Annotated in this window: 23 protein-coding genes and 3 pseudogenes; 13 read left to right on the plus strand and 13 right to left on the minus strand. The window is 59.7% G+C overall.

Translation table 11 applies throughout. The features are described 5' to 3' along the window. Positions 1 to 454 precede the first annotated feature (454 nt). The 3 genes and pseudogenes from AYM40_RS07575 to AYM40_RS38215 form a co-directional block, all read left to right on the plus strand. Positions 455 to 6,307, plus strand: a complete 5,853-nt coding sequence (locus AYM40_RS07575) for a HAMP domain-containing protein (protein WP_420488466.1) — start codon at positions 455 to 457, stop codon at positions 6,305 to 6,307. Positions 6,308 to 6,318: 11 nt separating this feature from the next. Next, entirely contained in the window at positions 6,319 to 8,460 is a 2,142-nt protein-coding gene (locus AYM40_RS07580; protein ID WP_063495674.1) for a response regulator, read from the plus strand. 14 nt (positions 8,461 to 8,474) lie between these two features. Further along, positions 8,475 to 8,696: pseudogene (locus tag AYM40_RS38215) on the plus strand (AsmA family protein); the annotation flags it as partial. Here the strand turns inward: AYM40_RS38215 and AYM40_RS07585 are convergent. Further along, positions 8,620 to 9,930, minus strand: coding sequence for a DNA topoisomerase IB (locus AYM40_RS07585; RefSeq protein WP_063495675.1), 1,311 nt, complete (start codon positions 9,928 to 9,930; stop codon positions 8,620 to 8,622). The pseudogene AYM40_RS38215 and the gene AYM40_RS07585 overlap by 77 nt on opposite strands. A gap of 860 nt (positions 9,931 to 10,790) precedes the next feature. Between AYM40_RS07585 and AYM40_RS07600 the strand changes: the two genes are divergently transcribed. Together AYM40_RS07600 and AYM40_RS07605 are read left to right on the plus strand one after the other, a co-directional pair. After that, positions 10,791 to 11,108: a DUF883 family protein gene (locus AYM40_RS07600; protein ID WP_063495678.1), complete on the plus strand. Its 318-nt coding sequence runs from the start codon at positions 10,791 to 10,793 to the stop codon at positions 11,106 to 11,108. 29 nt (positions 11,109 to 11,137) lie between these two features. Beyond that, the gene (locus AYM40_RS07605) at positions 11,138 to 11,413 is read left to right on the plus strand and encodes a GlsB/YeaQ/YmgE family stress response membrane protein (protein ID WP_063495679.1); all 276 of its coding nucleotides are present in this window, start codon (positions 11,138 to 11,140) and stop codon (positions 11,411 to 11,413) included. A gap of 108 nt (positions 11,414 to 11,521) precedes the next feature. Here AYM40_RS07605 and AYM40_RS07610 read toward each other — a convergent pair whose 3' ends face one another. The 4 genes from AYM40_RS07610 to AYM40_RS07625 form a co-directional block, all read right to left on the minus strand. Beyond that, entirely contained in the window at positions 11,522 to 11,995 is a 474-nt protein-coding gene (locus tag AYM40_RS07610) for a PRC-barrel domain-containing protein (protein ID WP_063495680.1), read from the minus strand. A 145-nt stretch (positions 11,996 to 12,140) separates the two neighbouring features. Beyond that, positions 12,141 to 12,578, minus strand: coding sequence for a response regulator (locus AYM40_RS07615; RefSeq protein WP_063495681.1), 438 nt, complete (start codon positions 12,576 to 12,578; stop codon positions 12,141 to 12,143). 547 nt (positions 12,579 to 13,125) lie between these two features. Then, a complete protein-coding gene (locus AYM40_RS07620) occupies positions 13,126 to 13,500 on the minus strand; it encodes a phage holin family protein (RefSeq protein WP_063495682.1) in 375 nt (124 codons plus the stop codon). A gap of 107 nt (positions 13,501 to 13,607) precedes the next feature. Then, complete coding sequence (locus AYM40_RS07625) at positions 13,608 to 13,904, minus strand: CsbD family protein (RefSeq protein WP_063495683.1); 297 nt, start codon at positions 13,902 to 13,904, stop codon at positions 13,608 to 13,610. A 629-nt stretch (positions 13,905 to 14,533) separates the two neighbouring features. Here AYM40_RS07625 and AYM40_RS38230 point away from each other — a divergent pair. The 3 genes from AYM40_RS38230 (at position 14,534) to AYM40_RS07640 (ending at position 16,304) form a co-directional block, all read left to right on the plus strand. Beyond that, the gene (locus tag AYM40_RS38230; RefSeq protein ID WP_335341185.1) at positions 14,534 to 14,791 is read left to right on the plus strand and encodes a hypothetical protein; all 258 of its coding nucleotides are present in this window, start codon (positions 14,534 to 14,536) and stop codon (positions 14,789 to 14,791) included. 298 nt (positions 14,792 to 15,089) lie between these two features. Further along, positions 15,090 to 15,686, plus strand: a complete 597-nt coding sequence (locus tag AYM40_RS07635; RefSeq protein ID WP_063495685.1) for a ParB-like protein — start codon at positions 15,090 to 15,092, stop codon at positions 15,684 to 15,686. Between the two features lie 114 nt (positions 15,687 to 15,800). Next, positions 15,801 to 16,304 (plus strand): DUF421 domain-containing protein, encoded by a 504-nt coding sequence (locus AYM40_RS07640; RefSeq protein ID WP_063495686.1) that lies wholly within the window; start codon positions 15,801 to 15,803, stop codon positions 16,302 to 16,304. Between the two features lie 93 nt (positions 16,305 to 16,397). Here the strand turns inward: AYM40_RS07640 and AYM40_RS42295 are convergent. Further along, positions 16,398 to 16,612, minus strand: a pseudogene (locus tag AYM40_RS42295) (MgtC/SapB family protein); the annotation flags it as partial. A gap of 190 nt (positions 16,613 to 16,802) precedes the next feature. Here AYM40_RS42295 and AYM40_RS07645 point away from each other — a divergent pair. Then, entirely contained in the window at positions 16,803 to 17,048 is a 246-nt protein-coding gene (locus AYM40_RS07645; protein WP_063497899.1) for a DUF6723 family protein, read from the plus strand. Here AYM40_RS07645 and AYM40_RS43655 read toward each other — a convergent pair. From AYM40_RS43655 to AYM40_RS38245, 7 genes and pseudogenes are all read right to left on the minus strand, one after another. Next, on the minus strand, positions 17,014 to 17,469 hold the full coding sequence (locus AYM40_RS43655; RefSeq protein ID WP_082854999.1) for a KUP/HAK/KT family potassium transporter: 456 nt from the start codon (positions 17,467 to 17,469) through the stop codon (positions 17,014 to 17,016). The genes AYM40_RS07645 and AYM40_RS43655 overlap by 35 nt on opposite strands. Then, on the minus strand, positions 17,411 to 18,313 hold the full coding sequence (locus tag AYM40_RS07655; protein WP_063495688.1) for a YihY/virulence factor BrkB family protein: 903 nt from the start codon (positions 18,311 to 18,313) through the stop codon (positions 17,411 to 17,413). Before AYM40_RS07655 ends, AYM40_RS43655 begins: the two co-directional genes overlap by 59 nt. Before the next feature lie 39 nt (positions 18,314 to 18,352). Then, positions 18,353 to 18,745, minus strand: coding sequence for a PRC-barrel domain-containing protein (locus AYM40_RS07660; RefSeq protein ID WP_063495689.1), 393 nt, complete (start codon positions 18,743 to 18,745; stop codon positions 18,353 to 18,355). Between the two features lie 737 nt (positions 18,746 to 19,482). Further along, positions 19,483 to 20,805 carry a TIGR00366 family protein gene (locus AYM40_RS07665; RefSeq protein ID WP_063495690.1) on the minus strand — a complete coding sequence of 441 codons (1,323 nt, stop codon included), beginning with the start codon at positions 20,803 to 20,805 and terminating at the stop codon, positions 19,483 to 19,485. 469 nt (positions 20,806 to 21,274) lie between these two features. Then, positions 21,275 to 21,748, minus strand: coding sequence for a hypothetical protein (locus AYM40_RS07670; protein WP_063497900.1), 474 nt, complete (start codon positions 21,746 to 21,748; stop codon positions 21,275 to 21,277). A 180-nt stretch (positions 21,749 to 21,928) separates the two neighbouring features. Next, positions 21,929 to 22,162, minus strand: coding sequence for a hypothetical protein (locus AYM40_RS07675; protein WP_063495691.1), 234 nt, complete (start codon positions 22,160 to 22,162; stop codon positions 21,929 to 21,931). Between the two features lie 399 nt (positions 22,163 to 22,561). Continuing rightward, positions 22,562 to 22,633, minus strand: a pseudogene (locus tag AYM40_RS38245) (cold-shock protein); the annotation flags it as partial. A gap of 711 nt (positions 22,634 to 23,344) precedes the next feature. On the opposite strand from AYM40_RS38245, the gene AYM40_RS07680 reads away from it, so the two are divergent. The 4 genes from AYM40_RS07680 to AYM40_RS07695 all read left to right on the plus strand — a co-directional run bounded on the left by AYM40_RS07680 (position 23,345) and on the right by AYM40_RS07695 (position 25,826). Then, positions 23,345 to 23,593, plus strand: a complete 249-nt coding sequence (locus tag AYM40_RS07680) for a hypothetical protein (protein ID WP_063495692.1) — start codon at positions 23,345 to 23,347, stop codon at positions 23,591 to 23,593. Between the two features lie 515 nt (positions 23,594 to 24,108). Next, complete coding sequence (locus AYM40_RS07685) at positions 24,109 to 24,498, plus strand: response regulator (RefSeq protein ID WP_063495693.1); 390 nt, start codon at positions 24,109 to 24,111, stop codon at positions 24,496 to 24,498. A gap of 196 nt (positions 24,499 to 24,694) precedes the next feature. Further along, positions 24,695 to 24,934, plus strand: a complete 240-nt coding sequence (locus AYM40_RS07690) for a DUF2442 domain-containing protein (RefSeq protein ID WP_063495694.1) — start codon at positions 24,695 to 24,697, stop codon at positions 24,932 to 24,934. Between the two features lie 334 nt (positions 24,935 to 25,268). Beyond that, on the plus strand, positions 25,269 to 25,826 hold the full coding sequence (locus AYM40_RS07695) for a Uma2 family endonuclease (protein WP_063495695.1): 558 nt from the start codon (positions 25,269 to 25,271) through the stop codon (positions 25,824 to 25,826). Positions 25,827 to 25,896: the final 70 nt, after the last annotated feature.

The following is a 25,896-nucleotide window of genomic DNA, read 5'->3' on the forward strand; positions in this document are numbered from 1 at the left end:
AATATGTGATCAGCTACCGGATGGCTTGCGCTACCAGGCAAGCAGTTGCCACGGCTCCACATCTATGGCACTAGCCAAAGCGTCGAGGGTGTTGGTAAATATTGGTAAACCGCGGTATAGCCTGGCGCTATTGAAAGCGCGAAATCACATGTTCGTGACGCGTAATGGGGCGAAGGGCATAACATACCCAGCATCGAATATTTTCGGACGTCGCCATAAATAAAAATTTGCTTACTTAACGACTGTTGAGGAATGCATGGACACTGTAGCGGTCGAATCATCGCGCCAAGTCAGCGAGCAATATGCTCTCGTCGCCAGCGCTCTAGGTGCGCTGCGCCGGGGTGATACGTCGTTTCGGCTGCCAGATAACTGGCCTGGAGATCTGGGAAGCCTCGCGTCCGAATTTAACGCGTTGGCCGTGCAAACAGCGCGGATTTCGCAGGACGTTGGGCGCATGACGCAGCGTCTTTCCGGACCGGCGGCCGATAGTCTGGACGCCGCCGTTAACACTGAAGCGCTTGCGGGTATGTGGCTCGACAGCGCATCGCACATCAATGCTCTCTTTGAAAGCGCGAAAGCCGGGCACGCGTGCACGAAAGCTATTCTCACCGCGCTGACTGCCTTGCAGAAGGGCGAGGTCGCGTCGCTGCCGCCGGACTGGACAGGAATGCACGGCAAGCTTTCGCATGTTTTCAACGGCGTGGTCGAGCAGAACATCCGCATGTCAGAAGAACTCGGCCGCTTAAGCCGGGTAGTCGGAAAGGAGGGGCGTCTGAAAGAGCGCGCGGCATTGCCCTATGCGCGAGGGTTCTGGGGCGAGTCGATCGAGGCTGTCAATTCCCTCATCGCAGACCTCGTTCACCCGACCAGTGAAGTCGCGCGGGTGATCGGTGCGGTCGCGCAGGGCGACCTCTCCAAGAGCATGGCGCTCGAGGCCGAAGGGAGGGCGTTGCAAGGCGAGTTCCTTCGTACGGCGAAAACCATCAACACGATGGTCGAACAGCTCGGCACGTTTGCCGCAGAAGTCACGCGGGTCGCGCGCGAAGTCGGCACGGAAGGCAAGCTGGGTGGGCAGGCCGACGTGCAGGGGGTGGCCGGTACCTGGAAGGACCTGACCGATTCAGTCAATTCGATGGCCGGCAATCTGACGAGCCAGGTCCGGAACATCGCCGAGGTGACCAAGGCAGTAGCGGCGGGCGACCTGTCCAAGAAGATCACGGTGGACGTCAAGGGCGAAATTCTCGAACTCAAGAATACGATCAACACGATGGTGGACCAGTTGCGCTCCTTTGCGTCGGAGGTGACAAGGGTGGCGCGCGAGGTGGGCACCGAAGGAAAACTGGGCGGCCAGGCCGACGTGCAGGGCGTGGCCGGTACCTGGAAGGACCTGACCGACAACGTCAACTTCATGGCAGGCAACCTCACGAGCCAGGTGCGCAATATTGCTGAAGTCACCAAGGCCGTGGCTGCGGGCGATCTGTCCAAGAAAATCACCGTCGATGTGAAGGGCGAAATCCTCGAACTCAAGAACACGATCAATACGATGGTGGATCAGCTGCGCTCGTTCGCGTCCGAAGTGACACGGGTGGCGCGGGAAGTGGGTACAGAGGGCAAGCTTGGCGGGCAGGCCGATGTGCAGGGCGTGGCCGGCACATGGAAGGACCTGACCGACTCGGTCAATTCAATGGGCAGTAACCTGACGGCGCAGGTGCGCAACATCGCTGATGTCACGACCGCGGTCGCGGCAGGCGACCTGTCCAAAAAAATCACGGTGGACGTGAAGGGCGAAATTCTCGAGTTGAAGAACACCATCAACACGATGGTGGACCAGTTGCGCTCGTTTGCGTCGGAGGTGACGCGGGTCGCACGAGAGGTAGGCACGGAGGGCAAGCTCGGCGGCCAGGCGGATGTGCAGGGCGTCGCCGGCACGTGGAAGGACCTCACGGATTCAGTCAATTCGATGGGCAGCAATCTCACGGCCCAGGTACGTAACATTGCCGCTGTGACGACCGCGGTGGCCGCCGGCGACCTGTCGAAGAAGATCACCGTCGATGTGAAGGGCGAAATCCTTGAACTGAAGAACACCATCAATACGATGGTTGACCAGCTGAGTTCGTTCGCATCGGAAGTGACCCGTGTCGCGCGGGAAGTCGGTACAGAGGGCAAGCTCGGCGGCCAGGCGGATGTGCAGGGTGTGGCCGGCACCTGGAAGGACTTGACCGACTCGGTCAATTCGATGGGCAGTAACCTGACGGCGCAGGTGCGCAACATCGCCGACGTGACGACGGCGGTGGCCGCCGGTGACCTGTCGAAGAAGATCACCGTTGACGTGAAGGGCGAAATCCTCGAGCTCAAGAACACCATCAACACGATGGTGGACCAGTTGCGTTCGTTTGCGTCGGAGGTGACGCGGGTCGCGCGCGAGGTGGGCACCGAAGGCAAACTCGGCGGCCAGGCGGATGTGCAAGGGGTCGCGGGTACCTGGAAAGATTTGACCGACAACGTCAATTTCATGGCGGGTAATCTGACAAGCCAGGTCCGCAATATCGCCGACGTGACGAAAGCCGTGGCGGCCGGCGACCTTTCAAAAAAAATTACGGTGGACGTGAAGGGCGAAATTCTCGAGTTGAAGAACACCATCAACACGATGGTCGACCAGCTCAGTTCGTTCGCGTCGGAAGTGACCCGCGTTGCGCGCGAGGTCGGCACGCTGGGTAAGCTGGGCGGCCAGGCGGACGTGCAGGGCGTGGCGGGAACCTGGAAGGACCTGACCGACAACGTCAACTTCATGGCCGGCAACCTGACCAGCCAGGTACGCAACATCGCGGACGTCACGAAGGCGGTCGCCGCGGGGGACCTGTCCAAGAAGATCACGGTGGACGTGAAGGGCGAGATCCTCGAACTGAAAAACACCATCAACACGATGGTGGATCAGTTGCGCTCGTTTGCGTCCGAGGTCACCCGTGTGGCCCGGGAAGTAGGTACGGAAGGCAAGCTCGGCGGCCAGGCGGACGTTCAGGGGGTGGCAGGCACCTGGAAGGATCTGACCGACAACGTCAATTTCATGGCGGGCAACCTGACGAGCCAGGTGCGTGGCATCGCGAAGGTGGTGACGGCCGTCGCAAACGGCGATCTGGCGCGTAAACTGACGGTCGAGGCGAAAGGGGAAATCGCAGCGCTCGCGGACACGATCAACAGCATGACCGACACACTGGCGACGTTTGCCGACCAGGTGACGACCGTGGCGCGCGAAGTCGGCGTCGAAGGCAAGCTCGGCGGACAGGCCAAGGTGCCGGGCGCTTCCGGTACGTGGAAAGGGCTGACCGAAAACGTGAACCAGCTCGCGGCCAATCTGACCACCCAAGTGCGAGCCATTGCGGAGGTGGCCACCGCCGTGACGCAAGGCGACCTCACGCGATCGATTACGGTCGAGGCGCTAGGCGAAGTCGCGGCACTGAAGGATACGATCAACGAGATGATCCGTAACCTGAAGGACACGACGCAGGTCAACACCGAGCAGGACTGGCTCAAGACCAATCTCGCCAAGTTCAGCCGCATGCTGCAAGGGCAGAAAGATCTCGTCGCCGTCGGCCAGCTCATCCTGTCCGAGCTTGCGCCGGTGGTCGGCGTGCAGCAGGCGGAGTTCTTCGTGCTCGACGCAGCATCCGAGTCGACTTCGCTTCGTCTGATGGCGAGCTATGCGTCGACCGGACGGCCGTCGCACGGCAAGCGTGTGCAACTGGGCGAAGGGCTGCTCGGGCAATGTGCGGTCGAGCGCCGCAAGATCCTGCTGGAACCCTCGGGGTCCGACAGTTTCCGTATCAAGTCCGGGTTGATCAGCGTCGTTCCGCACAACGTGCTGGTGCTGCCGATCGTCTTCGAAGGACAGGTCAAGGGCGTCATCGAGCTCGCGTCGGTCGAGCGCTTTAATCCCACCCACCAGGCCTTCCTCGATCAGCTGACCGAAAGCATCGGCATCGTCATCAATACGATTGAGGCCAATACGCGAACGGAGGACTTGCTCAAGCAGTCGCAGTCACTGGCGCACGAACTGCAAAGCCGTCAGGAAGAGTTGCAGCAGACCAATCAGGAACTGCAGGAAAAGGCACGGCTGCTCGCGCACCAGAACCAGGAAGTGGAGCGCAAGAACACCGAGGTCGAGCAGGCAAGACAGGCCCTTGAGGAAAAGGCGAAACAGCTTGCGTTGACCTCGAAGTACAAGTCTGAATTCCTCGCAAACATGTCCCATGAGTTGCGTACGCCGCTCAACAGCCTGCTGATTCTTTCCGACCAGCTCTGCAAGAATCCCGAGGGGAATCTGTCGAGCAAGCAGATCGAGTTTTCCAGGACGATTCACTCGTCCGGCAACGACCTCCTGATGTTGATCAACGACATCCTCGACCTGTCGAAGATCGAGTCCGGCACTGTTGTGATGGATTTTGCCGAACACCAGCTTGTGGACCTCACCTCTTATGTGGAGCGCACCTTCAGACACGTTGCGGACGCGCGCAGTGTCGATTTCGTCGTCCATGCCGGCGTGCGCTTGCCGGCGTCGATCCGCACCGATCTCAAGCGGCTCCAGCAGATCCTGAAGAACCTGCTGTCGAATGCGTTCAAGTTTACGCACCAGGGGCGCGTGACGCTTTCCATTGAGGAGGTGTTCGGCGGCTGGAGTGCCGATAACGAAGGGCTCAACCGCGCCCAGCCTGTCATAGCGTTCTCGGTGTCGGATACGGGCATAGGGATTTCGCCCGACAAGCAGCAGATTATCTTCGAGGCGTTCCAGCAGGCCGACGGCAGTACGAGCCGCAAATACGGCGGGACGGGCCTTGGTCTTGCCATCAGCCGCGAGTTGTCCAAGCTGTTGGGCGGGGAAATTCGCCTCGTCAGTTCGCCAAATAAGGGGAGCACCTTCACGCTGTACCTGCCCTTCTCGGGGGAAACAGGTTGGGTAGCTCGCAGGAAGATTGCCGTTCCTGGCGAAGATAACGACGCGATCGCGATCGCTGCCGAACCGGCGGCCGCTAGAACTGCCGCGCATGAAGCTGATTCGCTGGCGGCCGAGGAGTTCGTCAGTTCCGTGATCGGCGAGACGAGCGAACTCGCTGAAACTCCGGAAGACGATCGCCTACGCATCAAGCCCGGCGACAAGGTACTGCTGATCGTTGAAAACGATCTGGCGTTTGCACATTTTCTGCTCGACGCAGCGCGCGAACATGACTTCAAAGGGCTAATCACGCCGCTCGGCGCACCAGCGTTGACTTTAGCCGATCAGTTTAAGCCGGACATCATCACGCTCGATCTGTTTCTGCCTGATATGGACGGTTGGCGGGTACTCGCCCGCCTCAAGCACGATCTGGCGACGAGACATATGCCGGTCTGCGTCATCTCGACGGACGAATCGCGTGACCGGGCGCTACAGGCCGGTGCGTTCGCCTTTCTTTCCAAACCGATCCAGTCGCGCGAGGTGCTGGATGTCGCATTGCACTCGATGGCAGCGTACGTCGATGCGGCGCCGCGCAAGGTTCTGGTCGCGCTGCCCGAAGGGCTCGAGCGCGAGCAGTTATCCCGATTGATATCTAGCGATCGCATCGCATTGGGTTTCGTCTCAACGCGTGAACAGCTGCTCAGCGCGCTCGCTGAGCAGGAGCCGTGTGCGGTGATCGTCGGGTCCGCCCTGCTGGAGGCGAGCACGCGCGAGATCGAAGCGGAGCTCGCGCACCGCAACGAGTTTTCACCGCTGCCTCTGATCGTGTATGCAGCGCAGACAGATTCGCCGTCCGTCCGCACCAGCGACCGATTCGTGAGTCACACGGCCTCGAATCTTAGCCATCTTCTGGACTCGACGGTGGCGTTGCTGCACCTCAATCCCAAGTGGCTGCCGAACGAAGCGCGCGAGCTCATCGACAGTCTGCACCGGTCGGATGCGGATCTCGCTGGTCGCAAGGTGTTGATTGTCGATGACGACATGCGCAATATCTTCGCACTGGCTACCATTCTCGAGGATCATGGCATGCGCCATGTGTGGGCGGACAACGGCCACGACGCGATAATACTTGTCGAGAGCGACCCCGAAATCGACATCGTGCTGATGGACATCATGATGCCGGAGATGGACGGGCTGACAACTACGAGGGAAATCCGCAAGAGGCCCGTTGGGCGAACCCTTCCCATCATCGCAGTGACGGCGAAAGCGATGAAAGGCGACCGCGAACGCTGCATTGAAGCGGGGGCGTGGGACTATCTTTCGAAGCCCGTCAATCGGGAAGACCTGCTTGCCGTGCTTCACGCGTGGCTGCATAGATAGGAGGACGGATCATGGATATCGTTGCTCCTGTCCCGCGGGAGCCCGTCAATATTCTGGTCGTTGACGATATGCGGGAGCAGCACGTGGTGATGCGAACGATTCTCGAGGAACTTCAGGAGAACGTGATCACTGTCGCATCAGGGCGCGAAGCACTGAAGGCGGTGCTCGAGCAAACGTTCGCCGTGATTCTGCTCGACGTGAACATGCCGGGCATGGACGGGTTCGAAACCGCGTCGCTGTTGCGCTCATACCGTCGAACCGCCAGTACGCCGATTATTTTCGTAACCGCCTATGTCGATGACGCGGAGATGAAGCGCGGATATTCGCTCGGCGCCGTGGACTACATTTCCTCGCCGGTCATACCCGAGATTCTGCGCTCGAAGGTCCGGGTCTTCGTGGAAATGCACCGCATGAACCTTGAGCTTCTCACCCGGGCCGCGGAACGGGAGGCGTTCCTGCTGGCTGAGGCCGGCAGGACGGTGGCTGAGCACGCGCGGCAACGTGCCGACTTTCTCGCGAATGCAAGCCACGTGCTGACCCGTTCGCTTGAAATCGGCACCACGTTGCAGCGCATCGTCGAGCTTGCTTCGACTGAGCTGGCGGAGATCGCCTTTGTTGCCGTCATGGGCACTGGCGAATCACCGACGGAAATCACCTCCCGATCGGCCACACGGGATAGATCGGATGTCCCGGATCTTGCAGCGTTCGAGTCGAATACCCTTGCGGTGGCGTTTCCGTTAGTGAGTCGCTTTGTCCGCCACTTACTGCATGAAAGAGCAGAGGATGACAGCCCCCCTGTGGACGGCTTTCTCACGGAGAAAGCAGCAAGCCATGCATCGAGCTTACGCATCCAGCGCGTTAGCGCGTTCCCATTGCTCACGGACAACCAGAAGGGCGTGATCCTGCTTTGCTCCTGCGCGACGGACATTTCGGACGAGCAGATTACGCTCAGCAGGGAATTCGTCAGCCGTGCGGCTATCGCGCTGGAAAATGCGTTGCTGTTCTCGGAAATCCGCGAGGGCGATCGGCGCAAAAACGAATTCCTGGCAATGCTCGCCCACGAGTTGCGCAATCCGCTTGCGCCGATTGCCAATGCGGCCGCGGTAATGCGTAGTGCCAAGCCAGGAGATGCCGAGGTGTTGCGCTGGGCGGGTGAGATCGTCACAACTCAGGTCGAGCATATGGTGCGGATCGTCGAAGACCTGCTGGACATCTCGCGTATTGCCCGGGGAGCGGTCACCTTGCGAAAGGAGCCTGTGCCGTTGTCCGTGGTAATCGGTCGCGCGGTGGAAACCAGCCGGCCCCATCTGATCCGGCGTGCGCAAAATCTCACCTGCGACGAGGGAGCGGTCGACACGGTGGTCAACGGCGACGTTGTGCGACTCGCGCAGATCGTATCCAACCTTCTGAACAATGCATCCAAGTTTACTCCGCAAGGTGGGCATATTTCGCTTTCCACCCGGTTTTCAGACAGCACCGCGTCGATCACCGTCGCGGACGATGGGGAGGGCATCGATCCCGGCTTCATGCCGCATATTTTTGAGCTTTTCGCGCAGGCCGACACATCGTTGCACCGGCCTCAAGGAGGGCTGGGTATAGGCTTGACGCTGGTGCGCCACCTCACCGAACTGCACGGCGGATCCGTCGAGTGCCGCAGTGATGGGCTTGGCAAAGGAACCGAATTTGCGATCCGTCTGCCGGGCGCCATGGCCGAGCGCCGCGGCGCTGCGCGCGCCCCAGTCGTGCATCTGAACAGAAAGCAGGCAATGAGAGTATTGATCGTCGAAGATATCGCGGCTTCCGCGGAAAGCCTCGAAGCGCTGTTGACCATACATGGATACATCGTTAGATGCGCCGGCGATGGTGAATCCGCCTTGCGCGCAGCAAACGAGATGCGCCCGGACGTGGTCGTGCTCGATATTGGTCTGCCGGGCATGAGTGGCTACGAGGTCGCCTGCCGCTTGCGGCAGGACCAGGCCAAGTCATGTCTGATCATCGCGCTCAGCGGCTATGGGCAGGAAGAGCACATCCGACGGGCGCAAGAGGCAGGTATTGATCATTATCTCGTGAAGCCCGCGGACCCTTCGGTGCTGCTCGACGCCATTGCGGCCTCAGACAAAGGGCACGGCTCCGATGGGATGGCAATCAGGTAGCGGCAAGGCAGGGGATCGGAAAAATTGCTGCATGGTTTGTTGCCGTGCTGGCGGTACTGATTGCGGCACTCGTCGTCTTTTTCCTGACGTTCGACTGGAACCGCGCGCGGCCGTGGATCGACGACAAGGTCACGCAGGCGATCGGCCGACAGTTCCACATCACCGGCGACCTGAAGATCGGCTGGCAGCGTCCGCCGAGCGAAACCGGCTGGCGGCGCTGGGTGCCGTGGCCACGCGGCGAGATGTTAGCGAGCCGGCGCTGGCAGCGGGTTTCGCAATGGTTGCCTGGCGCACCGCGCGCGACTTCTTCAGCAACGTTGGCAGCGAGCCTTCGACGCCGCCAGTCACCGCCGAGTCGCGCGGCTTGCGGCCCCGGGTGCCCGCTTGACGCGCGAGCTTCGCGGCATGCTTCTCGAGTTGCACGAGCAGTGCAGCAAACGCCGCTTCATCCACTTTCAGACCGCGAAGCGCCTGGGCGGGCGGCAAGTCGTGCAATTCGTCAGCTTCGAACGCGCTGATCACGGCCGGGTGAATGTAGCAGCGTCGGCATACAGCGGGCGTATTGCGCAACAGTGTTGCTACGGCCTTGACGGTTGCGACAATATGCCGGCGTGCTTCCGCCGCGCTGCTGTATTTCAGCCACCGCAGCGCGGCTAGTGCATAGACGCTGCCCGCCCATGTGCGGTAATCCTTCGCGGTGAAATCCGCATCGCTTGCGCGGCGCAGGTAGTCGTTGATGTCCGCTGAGCCGACGGTGCGGCGCGTGCCGTCTTCGTCGAGATACTGGAACAGAGCGTGCCCCGGCAAGTCGGCGCAGCGCCGCACGATGCGCCTGACTCGTGGATGGTCCACCGTGACATCGTGCTCGATGCCGCTCTTGCCGCGGAACTTCAGGCGCAATTGGCCTGCTTCGATCTTCACATGCTTCTTGCGCAGCGTCGTCAGCCCGTACGACTGGTTATCGCGCGCGTATTCGACACTGCCGACGCGGATCAGCGTCGTGTCGAGCAGCTGCACGATTGCGGCGATGACCTTGTCGCACGGCATGCCCGGTAACTTCAGGTCGCATGCGACGCGCCTGCGGATCTTCGGCAGCGCGCGGCCGAACGCGGCCATGCGCTCGTATTTGTTGGCGTCACGTGTCTCGCGCCAGCGCGCGTGATAGCGGTATTGCTTGCGGCCGCGCGCGTCACGGCCGGTTGCCTGCAAATGACCGCGGGCGTCGGGGCAGATCCATACGTCCTCGTACGCCGGTGGAATTGCCAATGCGTTGATGCGATCAATTTCGCTTGCGTCGTCGATGCGTTTGCCGCTCACGTCGAAGTATACAAAGCCATCTTTTTCACGCCTGCGCGTGTAGCCGGGCGTGGTGTCGTCCGAATGCCGCAGACCGGGCGGCATCGCGGCAGGGGCAGCTTGCTGGGCGATGTCGTCAGTGCGGCGCTGGGTCGGGTCGGTCGTGGCAGCCATCGTTGCAGGTAGAAGTTTCAAGCGGGAGGCGCGGGTTGCGCCGATGTCTCGCTGGAAGCAATCGCGGTGCCCGGCGCGTGTACAGTGCGCTGCGGGATGCGCGGGCGGACCAGTCCTTGCGATTGCTCGCCGTGGGCACCGGGCAAACGAAGGAGAGCGTCATGAGCAGCACGCGGAACAGTGACACGGACCATTCAGGCACAGGCGAGCGGGCTGCGGCCGACGGCGATCCGAGGCCGGTCGACGACGCCGACATTGAACCGGATCGAATCGTCGACTAATTAGCAACTGACGATGACGACCTCGACGAGGACCCGACGGGTCTCCAAGACTGTGCGCGCCAGGCATACGGCGCGTCGCGTTCCGCGCTTGTTTCGCGAACCGACGTCCTCGAGACAGTCCGGGAAGAACTGGGAACTGATGCACTGGACAGGGTGCAAAGCGCGACTCTTGAACGCAACGGTGAGATAAGCATCATCCGGAAGCTGGAAAGGAGCCGCAGCCCGGACTGCCGCTGTCACAATAGCCGCGCAACTTCATTCCGCCGATTGCCATGAAGCATTCCGACTTCCACATCGATCTCGAATCTATCGCGCTAGTGATTGCCTGTAGCCGATGCGTTGATACCTCCTTCGCGAGTTGGTATTAGTTCCTGACAGCGACGGCCATTTCAGAAACGGCCGCGTCGGCGGAGGAAACGGCTCGGTGGGCTTTGTAAAGACTGCTTTCGGCGATGCAGTTCGTACCGGGGCGCGGATGCTCTGCGGGGATAGGTGCGTCGATCTCTCGCGTGCAATTTCTCTGTGGGGCACGCCACTTGCTCAACCCTTGGACCATTCAAACGAAATAGGGAGGTTCAAATGACCGAGTCGCATCAACCCACCGCTCTGGCAGCCGGGTCGTCGCCCGTCGCGTCCGACCCACCCAGTTCCGCCGGGTCATCTCAACAGGGCAACGGCTCTACACAGAAGTCCAGCGGCAGCGACGGAGGCCGAACAACCAGTGCGCGGACGCTGTCCGACCTGAAGGACAAGATTGGCAGTGCACAGGAGGTGGTCAAGACGAAGTACCGGGTCGTCTCTGAATCGACCGACGATTACGTTCATGAGGCGCCGTGGAAAGCGGTCACGATGGCACTTATCGGCGGACTCATCATCGGAATGCTTGCTCGCCGCTAACGCGGCTTTAGCTCTATAGGAGAAAAAACATGGACCCGGTCTCGCATGGAATTATTTTCTGGCTGATTATCGGAGGCATCGCTGGCGCCTTGGCGGGTCGTATCGTCGACGGCGGCGGCTTCGGCATTGTGGTCGACATCATCGTGGGAATTGTCGGAGCCTTCATAGGAGGTTGGCTTGGCGGGGCGCTGGGTCTGCACCTGGGAAGCGGCATAGTCGGCTCGCTTGTTACGGCGCTGATTGGCGCGGTTATCCTGCTCGCTGTCCTGCGACTTTTCAGCCGGGGTCGGGCGCGGCCACTCTAAAGCATTCTCTCGAACCAAGCGCCTACGCCACCGCAATGGGTCGCGGTGGCGTAGGCTCGAGAGCGTCAGACTAGCTGCCCGGCCGGCGCGGTTTACCCGTTGTGTTTTTCAGTGCTCGCTCGGCCTGATGCTGGGGTCGCTTTCCACCACTTCACGGGTCGCTGACCAGTACGGCTGCCGATTGTAGTAGCTATACGTCGACTCTCCCCACTTCGCATCTGCCATCGTCGGCCAGTGGTCCTTGTCAAAGCCCGGATCGTCCTTGAGGCGCTGTGCCGTGATGTCGACGACGAAGCACTTCTCGTCCGTATCGAGAGTCAGTGCGCTCCATGGAATGGCATGCAGGTTAGAACCCATTCCGAGGAAACCTCCCTCAGAAAGCACTGCATAGGCGATGCGTCCGTTCCTGACGTCGAGCATGATGTTAGAGATTTTCCCTACGTGTTCGCCATCAGAGGACATGACCTTGTCCCCATCGAGCGTTGCTGCGGCCATGATGTCCGGCCCTGGTCCTTCGCCCATACCACCGCCGACGATGTCGGCTCCGCGGCGGGTGTCACCTTGCGGGTTGATTGAGCCCATGATTCACCTCCTTCGAAAAAGGTACTCCAGTTGTGCGCAAGCGGTGTTCCCGAGCCGTCGGACGCAGGCCTGCGTCCCTTGCTTTCAAGGTAACCCGAGCCCGTCCCTGGGCTGCGCCGCCAGTCACAACTGCAAATACTGCTAACTACGCCCAAAGTTTTGAGGATATTGGTTGCCACCGGGAAAATGCCGGCGCGGGCACATTCACGCGGGTTTGAGGACTGGACAAACGCTTCGCCAACAGCGAGTCGATGGCGGATTCCAGGGCATCCACGTCGACGGGCTTGGAAAGAAAAACATTCCACAGCGTGGATTTTTCTTTTGGCGGGACGCGACCGGACGCCATGACCACGGGAATCTGGGCGAGTGCGGGATAAAACTTCAGCCGTTCGCACAAGGCGATTCCGTCCATACCTGGCATGTTCCAGTCTGTGACGATCAGATCGGGAAGGTATCGCGCTGCCTTGTCGAGGGCTGCCTCCCCGCCTTCCGCGAGGAGTATGCGGTAACCGCGTCCCTCCAGGATAATCTGGAGCAGCCAGAGCGAATCCACTTCATCGTCGACGAGGAGGATAGTAGACATGTAAGTAATCCGGAGACAACCTGATTTCCGCAACGAACATGCCTGTCAACCTGCACTGGACGTCTATGGCGGATGCAGCGTGGGGTACTACGGTCCATCAGTATTACTACCGCGATCCATACTGGTCAGCGGCGCGCGATGTCGACGGTCCACGGCAGAGCGATATCTAAAGACTGGTCTTGGAGCGCTGTCAGAGCGGCACAAGTCTGAACTGACCTGACCGCGCCGTCCCCGGATGCAAGTCACACAGACCTGAGAATCGCTTTCCGGACGGTGCTGCCTAGAAATGCGGTGATTCCCGATCGGCTGGCAATTCCGATTGTCCGGCGAGGTCCGAGGACGATTGCGCCGACACACAGTGCAACCAGCAGCGTGACGCGTGGTGCGTCTGCCAGCGAAGCGATCACGTCAACTGCGGGAGACCGCGTCCGCCCGTGCACGGCCGGAACTGATGGTGGCGTGCTATTTGCCGCAAGCAATGCTGCACGTGATGCCGCCATGCGCAGCAGTATGGCGGTCTCGGCTTCCCGATCGGTGGATGCAAGGCTCATTTGAGCGCCTCCTTCAACGTGTCGAGGTCGCTCCGGATCTCCCTTTGCAGAATATGAAGCGAGCGGCCGGGTTTCTGAGCGCGAACGAGGAGCAGGGAGATAAATGACACGATCAGCCACATCGCGGCGACGCCCCATACCACGGGAAGAAAATAGGGCGTCCGCCAGGCCGTCGCGATGATCGCAATGCACACAAACGAAAGAGTGAAAAGGCCAGCGACGGCCAGGGCAACGAGTGCGCTTAACTCGCGGACCAGACATTTCCGGGTCTCCTCAAGTTCGACACCGATTAGCTCACCATAATCGGTGGCTCGTTCGACGCAGAATCTGCCGACGTTTCGCCACTTGGTGACTTTCGAACGGATGGACATTGCGGCACTCTTCGGGGCTGGCTGGTTGCGGAAACGCCGTGGCGGCGCGCCAGGGACTTGTCGTCTGCACCTCTTCGGTCTCGTTGAGGGCAAGACGCGAATAAGCCTTACTCCCGATCTCTCCAGTCGCTCCGAACGTTATCGGGCCTCGAGCGATTCGCTGCGTATAGCGCTCCGAGGATAAAGCCCGCGCCGGCCGCAATCGCCAGCGCCGCGAGCGGTCGCTCCACAGTAGACTCGCGTACGACATCCGCAAAATCGGCATAGAGTTGCTGCGCTTTGCCGCCCAGTTCCTTCGCTGTTCCGCTAACCTGCGCTCCGGCATTGTCCAGCAGGTTCCCGGCGGCTTGCTGTACGTCGCCGGCAACTTCCCGTAGCGTTCCTTCTCCTTTCGTCGTTTCCATTGTCTGCTCCTCGAGTGAGTGCGGCCGGGCCGCACGGGTAAATTACGCCAGTGTGTGAAAACCGCGAACCACGCCTCTCTGCAAGGCAAAGAATAGGCATCGGGATAGCGTGCCAACTGGTGCGCAAAAGTTGGGCCCAGCTCGACAATTCGTTGACACGCGAATACGAACGGCGGGCGCTCTCCGTATCCATCTGCCGGTGCCATTTCGTTAGTCTGACGCAAGGTGCGGATCCAGCCGTCCTGCAGGATTAGCATGAAAGCAATGCCACGAAGGGCGCATACCCGGACCTGCGAGATAACGCGCGGTGGACCTTGGAAGCCGAGCGCACCGAAGAAGCCCCTCTGACTCGTTAGTGTTTTCGCGCACGCCTCGTCGGCTCGACGACGTGGCGGATGTGCGAGAAAAAACTGGAGCTTATGACGGTGGCGCCTGTGCGCAACTCACGCAAAATCGCGCCCCGTGGTCGGCTCGACCGCGACCGCACGACAGCGTATCGCGTTCACCGTGGGTTCCTTGTCCGACCTTCGGCATGGGAATTGCGGCGAATAGAATGCGGGCTCACACCTTCCGGTGCTAACGACCGCTTCGCGTTTGGGGAGAATGTCATGCGAGTTGCGACGAGAGGAATGTTGATTTCAGCATTATTTGTCGGTATATCAGGGTCCGTCTACGCACAAGGTGCGGGCGGCGGCGGGGCGGCCGGGGGGCAAGGCGGCACGGGGATGAGCAAACCGGACGCAAGTGGTTCAACCGATACCGTGTCGGGCGCGTCCGGGTCGAATAGCATGGCACCCGCTGGTTCTACTCCGCACAAGAAGATGCACAAGAAGTCCAGCGCAGCCACGCCGGCCTCGGCCGCCAATCCGGGTTCGGGTGGCAGTTGAAAGGTAAGCTTTGACGATGTCAGGCGGTCGCGCGTATGAACCGGCACAACAGGTGACCAGACTCGCGAACTTGTCGAATGCACGGGGATGCCATCCGGTTGATGTCGAAACTTCGTCGAGGAGTTGCAACTATCGACGTTCGTATGCTTGGCACGGGCGGATTTGCGGTCGCACGCGCTGTTCAGCAACGCATCTTCAAGCTGGACATTGCCAGCCGTGAGCCGTGGCCTGAGGGTAGCATCGCCCCGTGCCGCGTACGATGGGCTGAGGAATTGCCCCATCCGAGGAGGGAGGAGCTTTGAATACTGCAACCATCAAAAACCTGCGCCCAACCCAACTGACGCACGGTCTGCGCGAAATACGTCAGAAGACCCAGTTTTATCGATCGCTTTCCGGCCATGACCTTGAGATGGCGATAGCGGAAAAGCCTGTTCCTGTTGTATTGGGTCCTGGCGGTTCGGCTTTTGCGATTGACCATCATCACGTCGCGACCGCTTTGTGGCATGCCGGGATAAAGACGATGCCCGCAGTGCTGGTTGCGGACCTGTCGTCGCTGTCCTACGGGGAGTTCTGGTTGTCAATGGAAAACCAGCGCTGGACCTATCCGTACGACGCCAAAGGTCAACGCAGAAACTTCGCGGACATGCCGGACCACGTCTGGGCGTTAGCCGACGACGAATATCGCAGCCTCGCGGCGTCGGTTCGGGACGCTGGCGGCTACGAAAAGACGACAGTGCCCCTCGAAGAGTTCCGGTGGGCGGACCTGTTTCGCACCTATCTTCCATGTCCAGGAACTGACGAAGAATTTGCTTCCTTAGAACGACAGGCGTTGAAGTTGGCAAGGAGTTCAGTCGCGGAGGGGTTGCCCGGCTACATAGGCAAGGCCGGTTCCTGAGACAACTGCAGGCTACGGGGTGCCACTCCAGGGGGGCGGCAATTTCCTGCTGCGCCCATTGGGTTCGGGCGTGCCCATCATCCGCCGGAATGGGTCGGTCAGGAGGAGACAGATATGCAAATGCTCATTGCACTTTTCGGAGAGGGAAAGGACCTTTCTTCATTACAGATAGCGATGCGCGCGGCGGCTACGTTTTTTGCCGCTCTGGTCTTCATCCGGATATCGGGGCGACGTTCCTTCGGGCAGCGCTCACCTTTCGATTATGTTGTTGCCATTCTGCTCGGTGCGACACTGAGCCGAGCTATTGTTGGCGCGTCGCCCGCCGTCCCGACCCTTGTCGCGTCGCTTGTCATCGTTCTGATCCATCGCGCACTCGCCTGGGCGTGTATCCGCTCTCGGGCGCTGGAATCGTTAGTGGTAGGAGTTGAGCGAGAGGTCTACAGTGACGGCCGATTTAACGAACGTGAGATGCTGGCAGCGTTGATAACCCGAACCGATGTCCTTGAGACAGTTCGCCAGGAACTGGGCTCTGATGCCCTCGACCGGGTGAAAAGTGCAATTCTCGAGCGCAACGGCGAGATAAGTATTATCCGAAAGACGGATCCTTCGCGACCGTAAGCGCTCGGGGCCCGCGTGCGGCGCTGAGGGTTCGCGCTGCATGCAGTCTGCGGAGCTGAAACTTTCGAGACACACGTCTGCCCGTCGCTCCCTGTCCTTGCGCACAATTGCACCCGCACCGATGAAACCGACGCCGGTCAGGATGCCAAGAGCACGTGCATTAAATCTAGCACTGCGAACTAATTATCCGGATTGCCGGTCTGCGGCAGAAAAACGTTTACCTGAACCATTGCGATACACGCAGCAAGGCAAACCAGCAGGGTCGTGAGCAAACCTGCAGCCTTGCCCGATTCGCCGCCTGCCGCGAGCCGGACAAGTCAGACAGAGGACGCGCAATGCACATGCCAGACCGATTCTTCAGTGTTTTCGGACTTCGGGAATAGAGATTGCGCTGCCAGATCATGGCCTCCTCGAGTCGTTGACGCTTGCACTTGAAGCAACCCGGTGCGCTGCGCGTGCCGGTTGCAGCGGCTCAAGAACATGGACGACGAATCAGCGATGATGCGACATAAGGCGGATGTTTCCGACGGCGACTTCGATATCTACGCGAGCTACCATGGCACTGGTGACGGTCGATATATGGGCGGCCTCAGCGTGATCAGGAAGTCTGACCGGAAGATTCTGTTCCCGTTCGACGGCGCGCCGCAGATCGGACCTTACGCGACGCCGGCCGAAGCGCGCGAGGCGGCAGTGGAGTATGGCCGCAAGATCATTGCGGCAGACCGGGCCGTGCCCGAAGAGTAACGCCTCTGATAGTACGCGGCGTAGGTGGCGGCTCCGGCATGTAAGCAAAGTGGACGAACGCATTGCCGACGGTCACGGGAAACCAGCCGCCGCGGGGAATCTTCCGCAGATTCGCCGCGATCAGCATTCCGTCGACGATCAGGAGCGGCACGCTGGCCGCGGCCACCGCCAGCTTCGACCAGTGCCAGAGGGTGGGGGACAGCGCGATCATCTGGATCGTGGTGGTCAGCATCGTCAAGCCAGCCGCGATGCCATACGCGGACCATACGCGGACGTGAGGTGCGAAACGTGATGACAAGGAGCATGACCGCTGCGAAGAGGATTGCGTTGAGCGTGCGTGGAGCGCGCCGCTCTGACGCAATTCAATGGGTGGCGAGGCCCGGTTCGGGTGGCGGCCCGGCATCGGTGCCGGAACATTCATACTGGGAGATCACCTGGGCGCCAAACAGCAAGAGTGTGGCGAGCCACTCGAGACTGAAGAGGATCACGATGGCAGTTGTCAACGAGCCGTAAACCACACTGACCTGTGACAGCGTGGCGAAATACCAGACCAGCACATGGCGCGTGATTTCCCACAGCAGGGCCGCTGTCACGCCACCGAACAATGCGTGCCGCAGCACGGGACGGCCAACTGGCATTACAAGGTAAATCGAGGTCAGCACGAAGATTTCGCCGGCCACGCCGAGCAGATATAGCAGCGCGCGCGAAAATCCCTGCAGCGAAACATGGCGACCGAACAGCTCGACACCTTGCGCGCCGACCGCCTGCAAGCCGGTGGAGACGAATGTGACGATCAGCAGGCCGACGCCGAGAAAGAGGATATAGCAATACGGCAGCAGCGCCGACAGCATGAAATGACGCCGGCGGATCGCCACCCGATGCACGAAGATCACCGACATCGCGTTCTCCAGCACGGTGAAGGCAAGCGAGCTGAAGAAGAACATCGTCACGAGCAGCACCCAGCCAATCACCGCGCGGTGCGCGAGAAAATTGGCAAGTTCACGGACGAGCGGGTCGGCCTGGCCCGGCACCAGCCAGCGCAGCAAACGCGCAAGCGTGGCGAGCAGAAGGCGCGGGTCCACCACGTGCGACAGCGCAATAACAATCAGGATCAGAAGCGGAACAATCGAAAGGAGAGCGTAGTAGGCTACCGCCCCAGCCAGCAGCATGCCCTGGTTGGCGCGAAAGGCCTTCAACGTCTGCAGCAGGAAAACGCCCGGATGCCGTGCAATGCTGCGCGCGCGGTGCAGGGTGTCGACGCTCATGGCTGCGGCGCGACCGTATTGGTGACGCGAGCCCCGCGCCTACTCAGGCGCATACCTGAATTCGGGCAACGCCTCCACGGACTTCTTCGTCGCGTCCGGCAGGATGAGCTGCCGGCGGTCGATCTGCAGATCGCGGAACGGCACCGCCACCAGATGCTTGCCCATCCCCAGAAATCCGCCCACTGACAGGATCGCATAGGCGCTGCTGTCGTTCGGCGCGACGACGAGGTCGTCCACCGTGCCGATCTTTTCCTTGTCGCGGTTATAGACGGTTGCGCCTTCGAGCCTGGAGGCCCGGTATCCAGCGGAGAGCTGGACGACATCAGTCCGCTTTTCCGTAATGGATTGAGGCGCCCCTTGAGCCAGCGCACCTGTGGTAAAGATCGCGGCGAGCAGTCCCGCGGAAACAAGCGTGGTCGTTCGTTGAATCATGGTTTTCACCTTCTGTCGGCAAGGGCTTGTGTAGTAGCAGACGCAAAAGTCGTGCCGCGGGCAGCGGATGCGAACGTGTCCGTTAATCGAGCGCATCGCGACCGGTCATCGTCTCCGCTCGCCCTTTCGACCTGCGCCATCGTAATATTCTGCATCGAACTATCTGTGGTCAGATTCGAAGCTGTGTGATCTTGGTGCCCTCCAGCGAAACACCGGCCATCAGGCCCGCATTGGTCAGTACGAACGCCTGCACCGGCGCAGTCGCGGTCGACGTATCGATCTCGCCATTCGCCCCAGGGGCGGACCTGAATTCACGAGGCTGAGGGCCGGGTGAAAAGGCGCGCGATTTCTGTCAAGTCTTTGAGTTCGAAGTTAGAGGGTGAGCTGACACCCAAGCAACTGATAGAAAAACGGTATGCGCAGCCTCTACTTCATTTACAAGAATGTTTTCGGCAAGTTCGTAAGTCGCGTTGGGAATCTTTATCGACCTTCGTTAAATTTCAGAACCTGGCGGAAGAAACGGAGATTTGCTGGGGGAAGAGCGCAACGGAGATTCGTCTGAATCACACATTTTTCCGGTACGACACATTGTTTCTGAGGGATGACGATTTGCCAGCATCAATCGTCGGGGACAGCGGAGCAGCAACGGCCTGATGTAGTTCATACGGAAGGACATGAAGCTTTGCAACATGCCTCCCCAGGCGCCCCACCTGGTTTGAGGCGGAGCGCCGACCTTCTCAGAACAGGTACATACCAGCCACAAAAATCACGCCTGAAAACAGAAGCGCCGTCACGCAGTAGCCCATGATGTCTCGAACGCCCAAACCGGCGATAGCAAGTGCAGGCAGTGCCCAGAACGGCTGCGCCATATTCGTCCACGCTTCGCCGTAGGCAATTGCCATCGCGGACTTGCCGAGGTCCGCGCCGAGCGCTTGCGCCGCCGGCATAACGAACGGTCCCTGCACCACCCAATGACCGCCGCCAGACGGCACCGCGAAATTGATAAGCGCCGAACTCAGGAACGCCAGAAGCGGAAATGTGTGGACGTTCGCGATGTCGACGAACCACTTCGTAATTACGCCAGCCAGCCCCGAATGGTCCATAAGGGCCTGAATGCCAGCGTAGAACGGGAACTGAATCATGATGGCAGAAGCACCTTTCGCTGCGCCGGCCACAGCGCGCGCGTATGCCATCGGCGTCTTGTGAAGCACGATACCTGCTGCGAGGAACACGAGGTTCACGGTATCGATATCAAGTACGAAGCCTTTCTTGACGAATCGGATTACCAGAAACACGGCGCACAACGCCGCCACCAGGAGCGCCAGAATCCGGCTTTCTTCCATTCTCTCGGCGAACGTTGCGTTAGGAGGAAGTTTGCGTTCAACGCTTGGCGGGTCCTGCAAAAGCGCTGGGTCCACCGTGACGACATCCTCCGGCTTCGGCATCATGAGTCTCGCCAGAATCGGCAACAGAATGATGAGGCCAATGGTGATAAATGCGTTGTAGCCGGTGAATATGGTGTGCGATACCGGAATCAGACCTACTGTCTTCTCCATTGGATTGCCCTTGGTCGCGGCCACGAGCGGCACAGAGCCAGACAGGCCGCCGTGCCACGTCAGGAACCCCATGTAGGCGCTCGCGACGAGGAGGCGGTAGTCCGTTCCCGGAACACGTCTCGCGACCTCACGCGCAAGCATCGCACCAAGGACCAGACCGAAGCCCCAGTTAATGGCGCAGGCGACTCCGCCCACAAACGCCACCAGCATCACGCCTTGGCCCGGTGTACGCGCGGAGCTCGCCAGGGCGACCAGCATCCGCTTGACCGGGCCTGAGCTCGCCAATGCGTGGCCGGTCACAAGAATCATCGCCATCTGCATCGAGAACGCGAGCAGATTCCAGAAGCCAGAACCCCATAGCATCACGAGGTCCGCAGGTGCCTTCGGCGTCAAACCAAGCGCGAGCGCGAAGGTCACGATGGTTAAGAGGATGGCAAAAATCAGGGGGTCCGGCAAAAACCGGTGCACCACCTGAGTAAAGAAGGCGGAAATTCGCTGAATCAAGTGTCTACTCCTCGTCACCAATATGAAGTCGGCCTACTGTCATTGTTATGGGCGGTAAGCCGCGCGCGGCGATTTTTGCACACAACGAAAAATCCTGCAGCGACGAATGCCGCGACTGTTGCAGTGGGTAAAGACGGCATTGATTGATAGAGAGCCGCCCTCGGCAAAACTTGTGCCTTGGACAGACAGACGGGCTATCGTGAACCATAGAAGCAGCGACCAGGACAAGCCGAGCTCCCGCATACGATTACGCCACGAGGACGCGACGGCGTCGTCCCAATCGTCACTATCAGCGGCGAATCAGACCAAACTAATTGACTCACTTCTGACAACGGCGCTGTGGATTGCAGGTTCCTGGTTCGTCGGAGAACGGGCGTACCGGGATGACGTCGTACACGAGCACGGCTTCCTGAGCCGCCGAGATCGCTCGGTCAACTGGAAGGGAGGACGGCTCCTTGTCGTATGGCCGTTACATCGATGCTTCGGCAATAGCCTGTTTCTGTTCTGCTCGAATCAGTCCCTCGACTACCCTTGCTTCCGCCCTCGCAATCTCGTCAAGAGCGGCTATGGACAGTTGAGCATCCAGAATTGCGAACGCTGCGCAAAGGAGGGAATACTCGCTGTCCCTGAGCATCCAGCTGCCATCGTGATGTTTCGCGCTTTTGACGTGGACCATGGCCGCATGTGCGCTTTCAATGTTAGCAAGTTGGTCCGACGCGAGCCCGAGACGACACAGCTCCTCGGCAGCAAGTAAATGCCGGCTCAAGGTCGCAAACAGGTCTCGCGACCCTTGGCCGCGGCGGAATGCATCGAGAGCCGTGTAGCACTGCAAAAGCATCGCCCGGGTAACCGGCTCGTGCGCGGCGCGGCTATAGGTCAGCGCACGCAGTAATGGTGACATTGCCGGCCGGGTGTGTTTGCGATTTCGTGATTTACCGGGCATGTTGATTTCAATCTCGTTCAATAACTCTCAGTCCCGCCACCGACGCGATGCCCGCTGGCAAAAGACGCCGCCGATACGCTGGCGGCGAAGCAGGGGACCTTTGACGTGTGTGCGACGACGATAGGAGGTAACAATTAAGAAAGGCTTAAACACTGCGGCGAGCAACTCTGTTCCCCAGCATTACTCCGCGCGTGCCGCCTGTTTCTGCGCGGCCTGTTCCTCGGCGTGCTTTTTGGCCAGGTGATGTCCGACGATACAGCCGCCAACCGCCCCTGCGACCGCGTGATGTCCAGCATAGTGCCCGGCAACCCCGCCCACGACCGCGCCCTTGAGGCAACCGGCTGCGTTTGCCGTTCCGATGCCTGCGAGTGCTGACATTGCAATAGTGAACACGAACTTGCTAGTAGTTTTCATCTTGTAATACCCGTCGATTGTGTTGATGTTGAGTCTGTTATCGAGATTTCAGTCTCGACGCGTTATGTTCGGGAACGTCCAATCGGAGAAATGAAATCTCCCTGTGCACGCTGACGCATATAACGCTCGCGCCGTCATCTCCGTGCACGTTGGAAACGTGACCTTTGTAAGCAATTGTCAGCGGTGCGGCGTGGTCGAGCCAGATTGATGCCGCCGATGCCTGATCGATTTGGCTGGGCACGGGACAATCGGTGCGGCGCTCGTTGATGGGATACTTGAGTTGACGGCGGCCGGCTCAAACCGGATTGCGATCAGTGACCAGACATACCGGTTTATCCGGAGTTTTACGCACATCGCCGACCGCGGTGCTGTGGTATTTACTCCGGCGTAGCGCTGGACCTGCTTGCCCTTCGGGCCTTGCTTCACTTCGAAGCTCACCTTCTGGTTTTCCTGCAGGGATTTGAAGCCGTTTAACGATCGGGCGTCAAATCCGAATTGTTGCCAGTCAGGGAACGATGTTTTGCAACGGCAACAGGTGATTTGTTGGCCTGAACGTCACATACTTACTCCCGAGTCTAGTATGCCGGGTAAGAAATTCGCAGGCAAAGCTGCGGCGGTAGCCACCGCTGTTGATTGGATTGCGTCCAGTATTCATCGCGCGAAATGACCAGACTCCTTATGGCCGAAATCTGCATCGTTGCGAGCGCAACATGGCACGGCCGAATCAACGGGAACGAGGTCGAAGGAGAAGCGGATGAGCGCAGAAAGGTCCTTGCGTGTGCTGGTTGAAAAGTGGCTGACCCCAACTCCGGCATCACCGATTCGGGTAATCCGGTTCGGTCGAACAGGCTCCAATCGGAACCGGTATGTGCGCATAGAAGCATGGCGACCGGAAGGTCCGGCTACACTTTTTTTCTTCCAGCACGATGACGGTGCGTGGCGCGTGTTCCCGCCCGAGACCGGACGCTTGACAATACGCGCTTGCGTAAGTGCTGTGTGACCGCGCTATCTGCGATTCCTTTCATAGGACAGCATAGATAGTTAAGCTAAATTAAAAACCAAAAATTGCTAACGCGGCAGGTGCGATACCGGACTGCTCGCTCCATCGTGCCTTGAATCGCGCGCGGTGGTGCCAGATGCTGGCGCGCAATACATTAACTGATAGAGACACTGGAGAAACCAATGCTGCGAATCCGTAGCCCCCGAATCACAGCGCAGTTGGCTGACACGGAGATGTGCGCCGACTACTCCGAGGACACCGGCTGCCTGCGCATTCTTCAACAGGGCGTTGTCGTGCGCGAATGGCTTCCGCCAAATTCGTGGATGGCCATCGCGTCGGTCGCCGGTGCCCGCAACTGGGGAACACGACCCGATTCGAACGAACTTCGTGCGCTGCTGGAGAGCGAGGTGTCGTTGATGCTTGTCGACTAACCGTGACCTTCCAGTTCCAGCAATGTGGCCAGCGCCTCCGTGGTGTCGCGTTGTCGTCCACCAGAAGGATACGAACCGGTGCCACCCTGAGCATCGTGGCCGCGGTGGGCTCGTCCCAACCTTCGCAGACAATCGGCAAGCGCACGGTAACCTCCGTACCGCCCGGGCCTCGGCGTTGGCCTTCGCCTGCGCCAGGCGGTGCAACGCGTCGTTTTCCGCCGCGAAGTCAGGCGCGCGATGGGGGCGTTCGTCTAAAGCCGTTGTGATTAAAAAGTGCCCGCGCGCCGTGCGCGGTCCGCTGCGGGTGACGCATCCGGTCCGGTCATATGCGCTCCAGGGTGTAATTTGTATGAAGGATGCACGGAAGGAATTGCCGTGCCGGATGAATTGCAGCCCCCGCAACTTAAGAGTCATGGCGGTAAGGCCGACGCTGCCTGCGTCAGTGACAAAGCCGGGGCAGGAACGCCAATTGCGGTACTACTGGTTGCCCTCTCGGGCGAACAGGGTTCCCTGGATTGGCGACGATACTGCTTGTAGATGACGACCCGAATATTCTGCATCCGCTTAGACTACTGCTTGAGCGGGAAGGATACCGCGTGCTCACCGCGCCAGATGGGCAAGCCGCGCTGTCTGCAACTGTCGTGGAGAGTCCGAATCTCATCGTGACCGACTGGATGATGCCGCGCATGGATGGTGTTGGACTGTGCCGACGACTCAAGGACGACGCGGCGACAGCCGAGATTCCAGTCGTCATGCTGTCAGCGGCGTCGCCGCCTCCTCCGGTGGAGCCGCTGTGGGATGTCCTTTTGCCGAAACCCACGCCCATAGCCCGACTGATTAAGGAGATTCGTACTCTCGTGAAGGAGCGCGGCTCAAGCGCGTCGGCTCATGCGCCCACGCGATGAAGTATCCCGTCGGAGTCCCTTGCCGTAACTTCAGCTGTCAAACCAGGCAAACCGCTGACCGGCGACATCGCGTTGAAAATGAAGGAAACGTATCACTTCCATTCCAACGCTGGCGCGGGCCTTCTTTCTGTCATTCTTTCTTGAACGCTGCTCTGCCGCGGCCTATCTTTAAGTTGCTCTCATTCAGGAGACGGCCATGGACTGCAGGGTGGTAAGTGTGCATTTCGACAACCAACGCCTGTTTCTCGACCTGGCTGACGGTCGGGCGGTCCAGTTTCCACTGGACCGGTTCCCTGTCCTGCGGGCAGCTACAACAGCGGAGCGCGCGCATTTTGCAATCTCTTTGGACCGCCAGCAGTTGTACTGGCCGGAACTGGACGAAGAGATGAACATCGCCGCTTTGTTTCAGTCCTCGCGAGACAGCACGCAACACTAGCGGCTTTTCCTGCAGAGTATCCGACGCTATCCGTCGAACGCGACGCCGCGATTTCTCCGTTCTCGACTTGCCGGTTTGTTTCTTCCGGCAGGGCGATGCCTGCATCCCGCTTCCGTTCCTGCACTGCACAACAAATCTCACAAATCAGGTGAATATCGGACCTCTATTGCCCGCAATATATGGCATGAAGCGCACCGAACGATGCTGTCAATGCGGAAAATCGTATGCCGGTGCCTGACTAATGCGGTTGAATTTGTGCGTCGCACAATAATAAAATAATTGTCAAATCGCCCGGGGAGGGTTTACGCTTAAGTCACTTCCTCGCGAGATGACTATGGCTACGCCTGCTCTTCTGGACCATGACGAACTGCTCGCCGCTTGGTGTCGCGTCACTCCGAATACAGAATTTGTCGAGCGTTACCGGTATGAACTGGACGAACTCGGCGAGGCTGTTCTGAATCCTTCCCCGTCTGCCAGGCGCCAGATAGTGCTCACAGATGTCTACTGTCACCTGACCGAATACATGGGCCATGGCGCGGCAATGTCGGTGGCCATTTCGACACGGTCATTTGGCATCAGGGTCCCGGACGTCGTGTGGATGCCGTGTGATAAGTGGGAAAGCTTCGACCGCGACGGCCCAGTGCCGTTTGTGCCCGACCTCTGCGTTGAAGTGCTTCTCGATAGCGACAGGGCGCAGGACATCGACCGCCGCATAGCAAGCTATCTGGAGGGCGGCGCGAGTGAGGTAATCGTTGTGAACCACTTTGGACGCGTTGAATTCTGGGGCGCAAGAGGCCGGCAGCCAACTTCAACTTTCGGGATAACACTCCCGCTTGACCGCATGTATTTCGAAGAACGTGACGTGCCGACTATTCTGAGCGTTCGTTGTTGAGAGCCTATCGTTCAAATCCGGATGTTCTTGCTCTGGCTCTCCAAAGCTGCAAGCGCGGCCAGCGGCTAGC

Origin of the sequence: Paraburkholderia phytofirmans OLGA172 (genome assembly GCF_001634365.1) — a bacterium.
GTDB lineage: Bacteria > Pseudomonadota > Gammaproteobacteria > Burkholderiales > Burkholderiaceae > Paraburkholderia.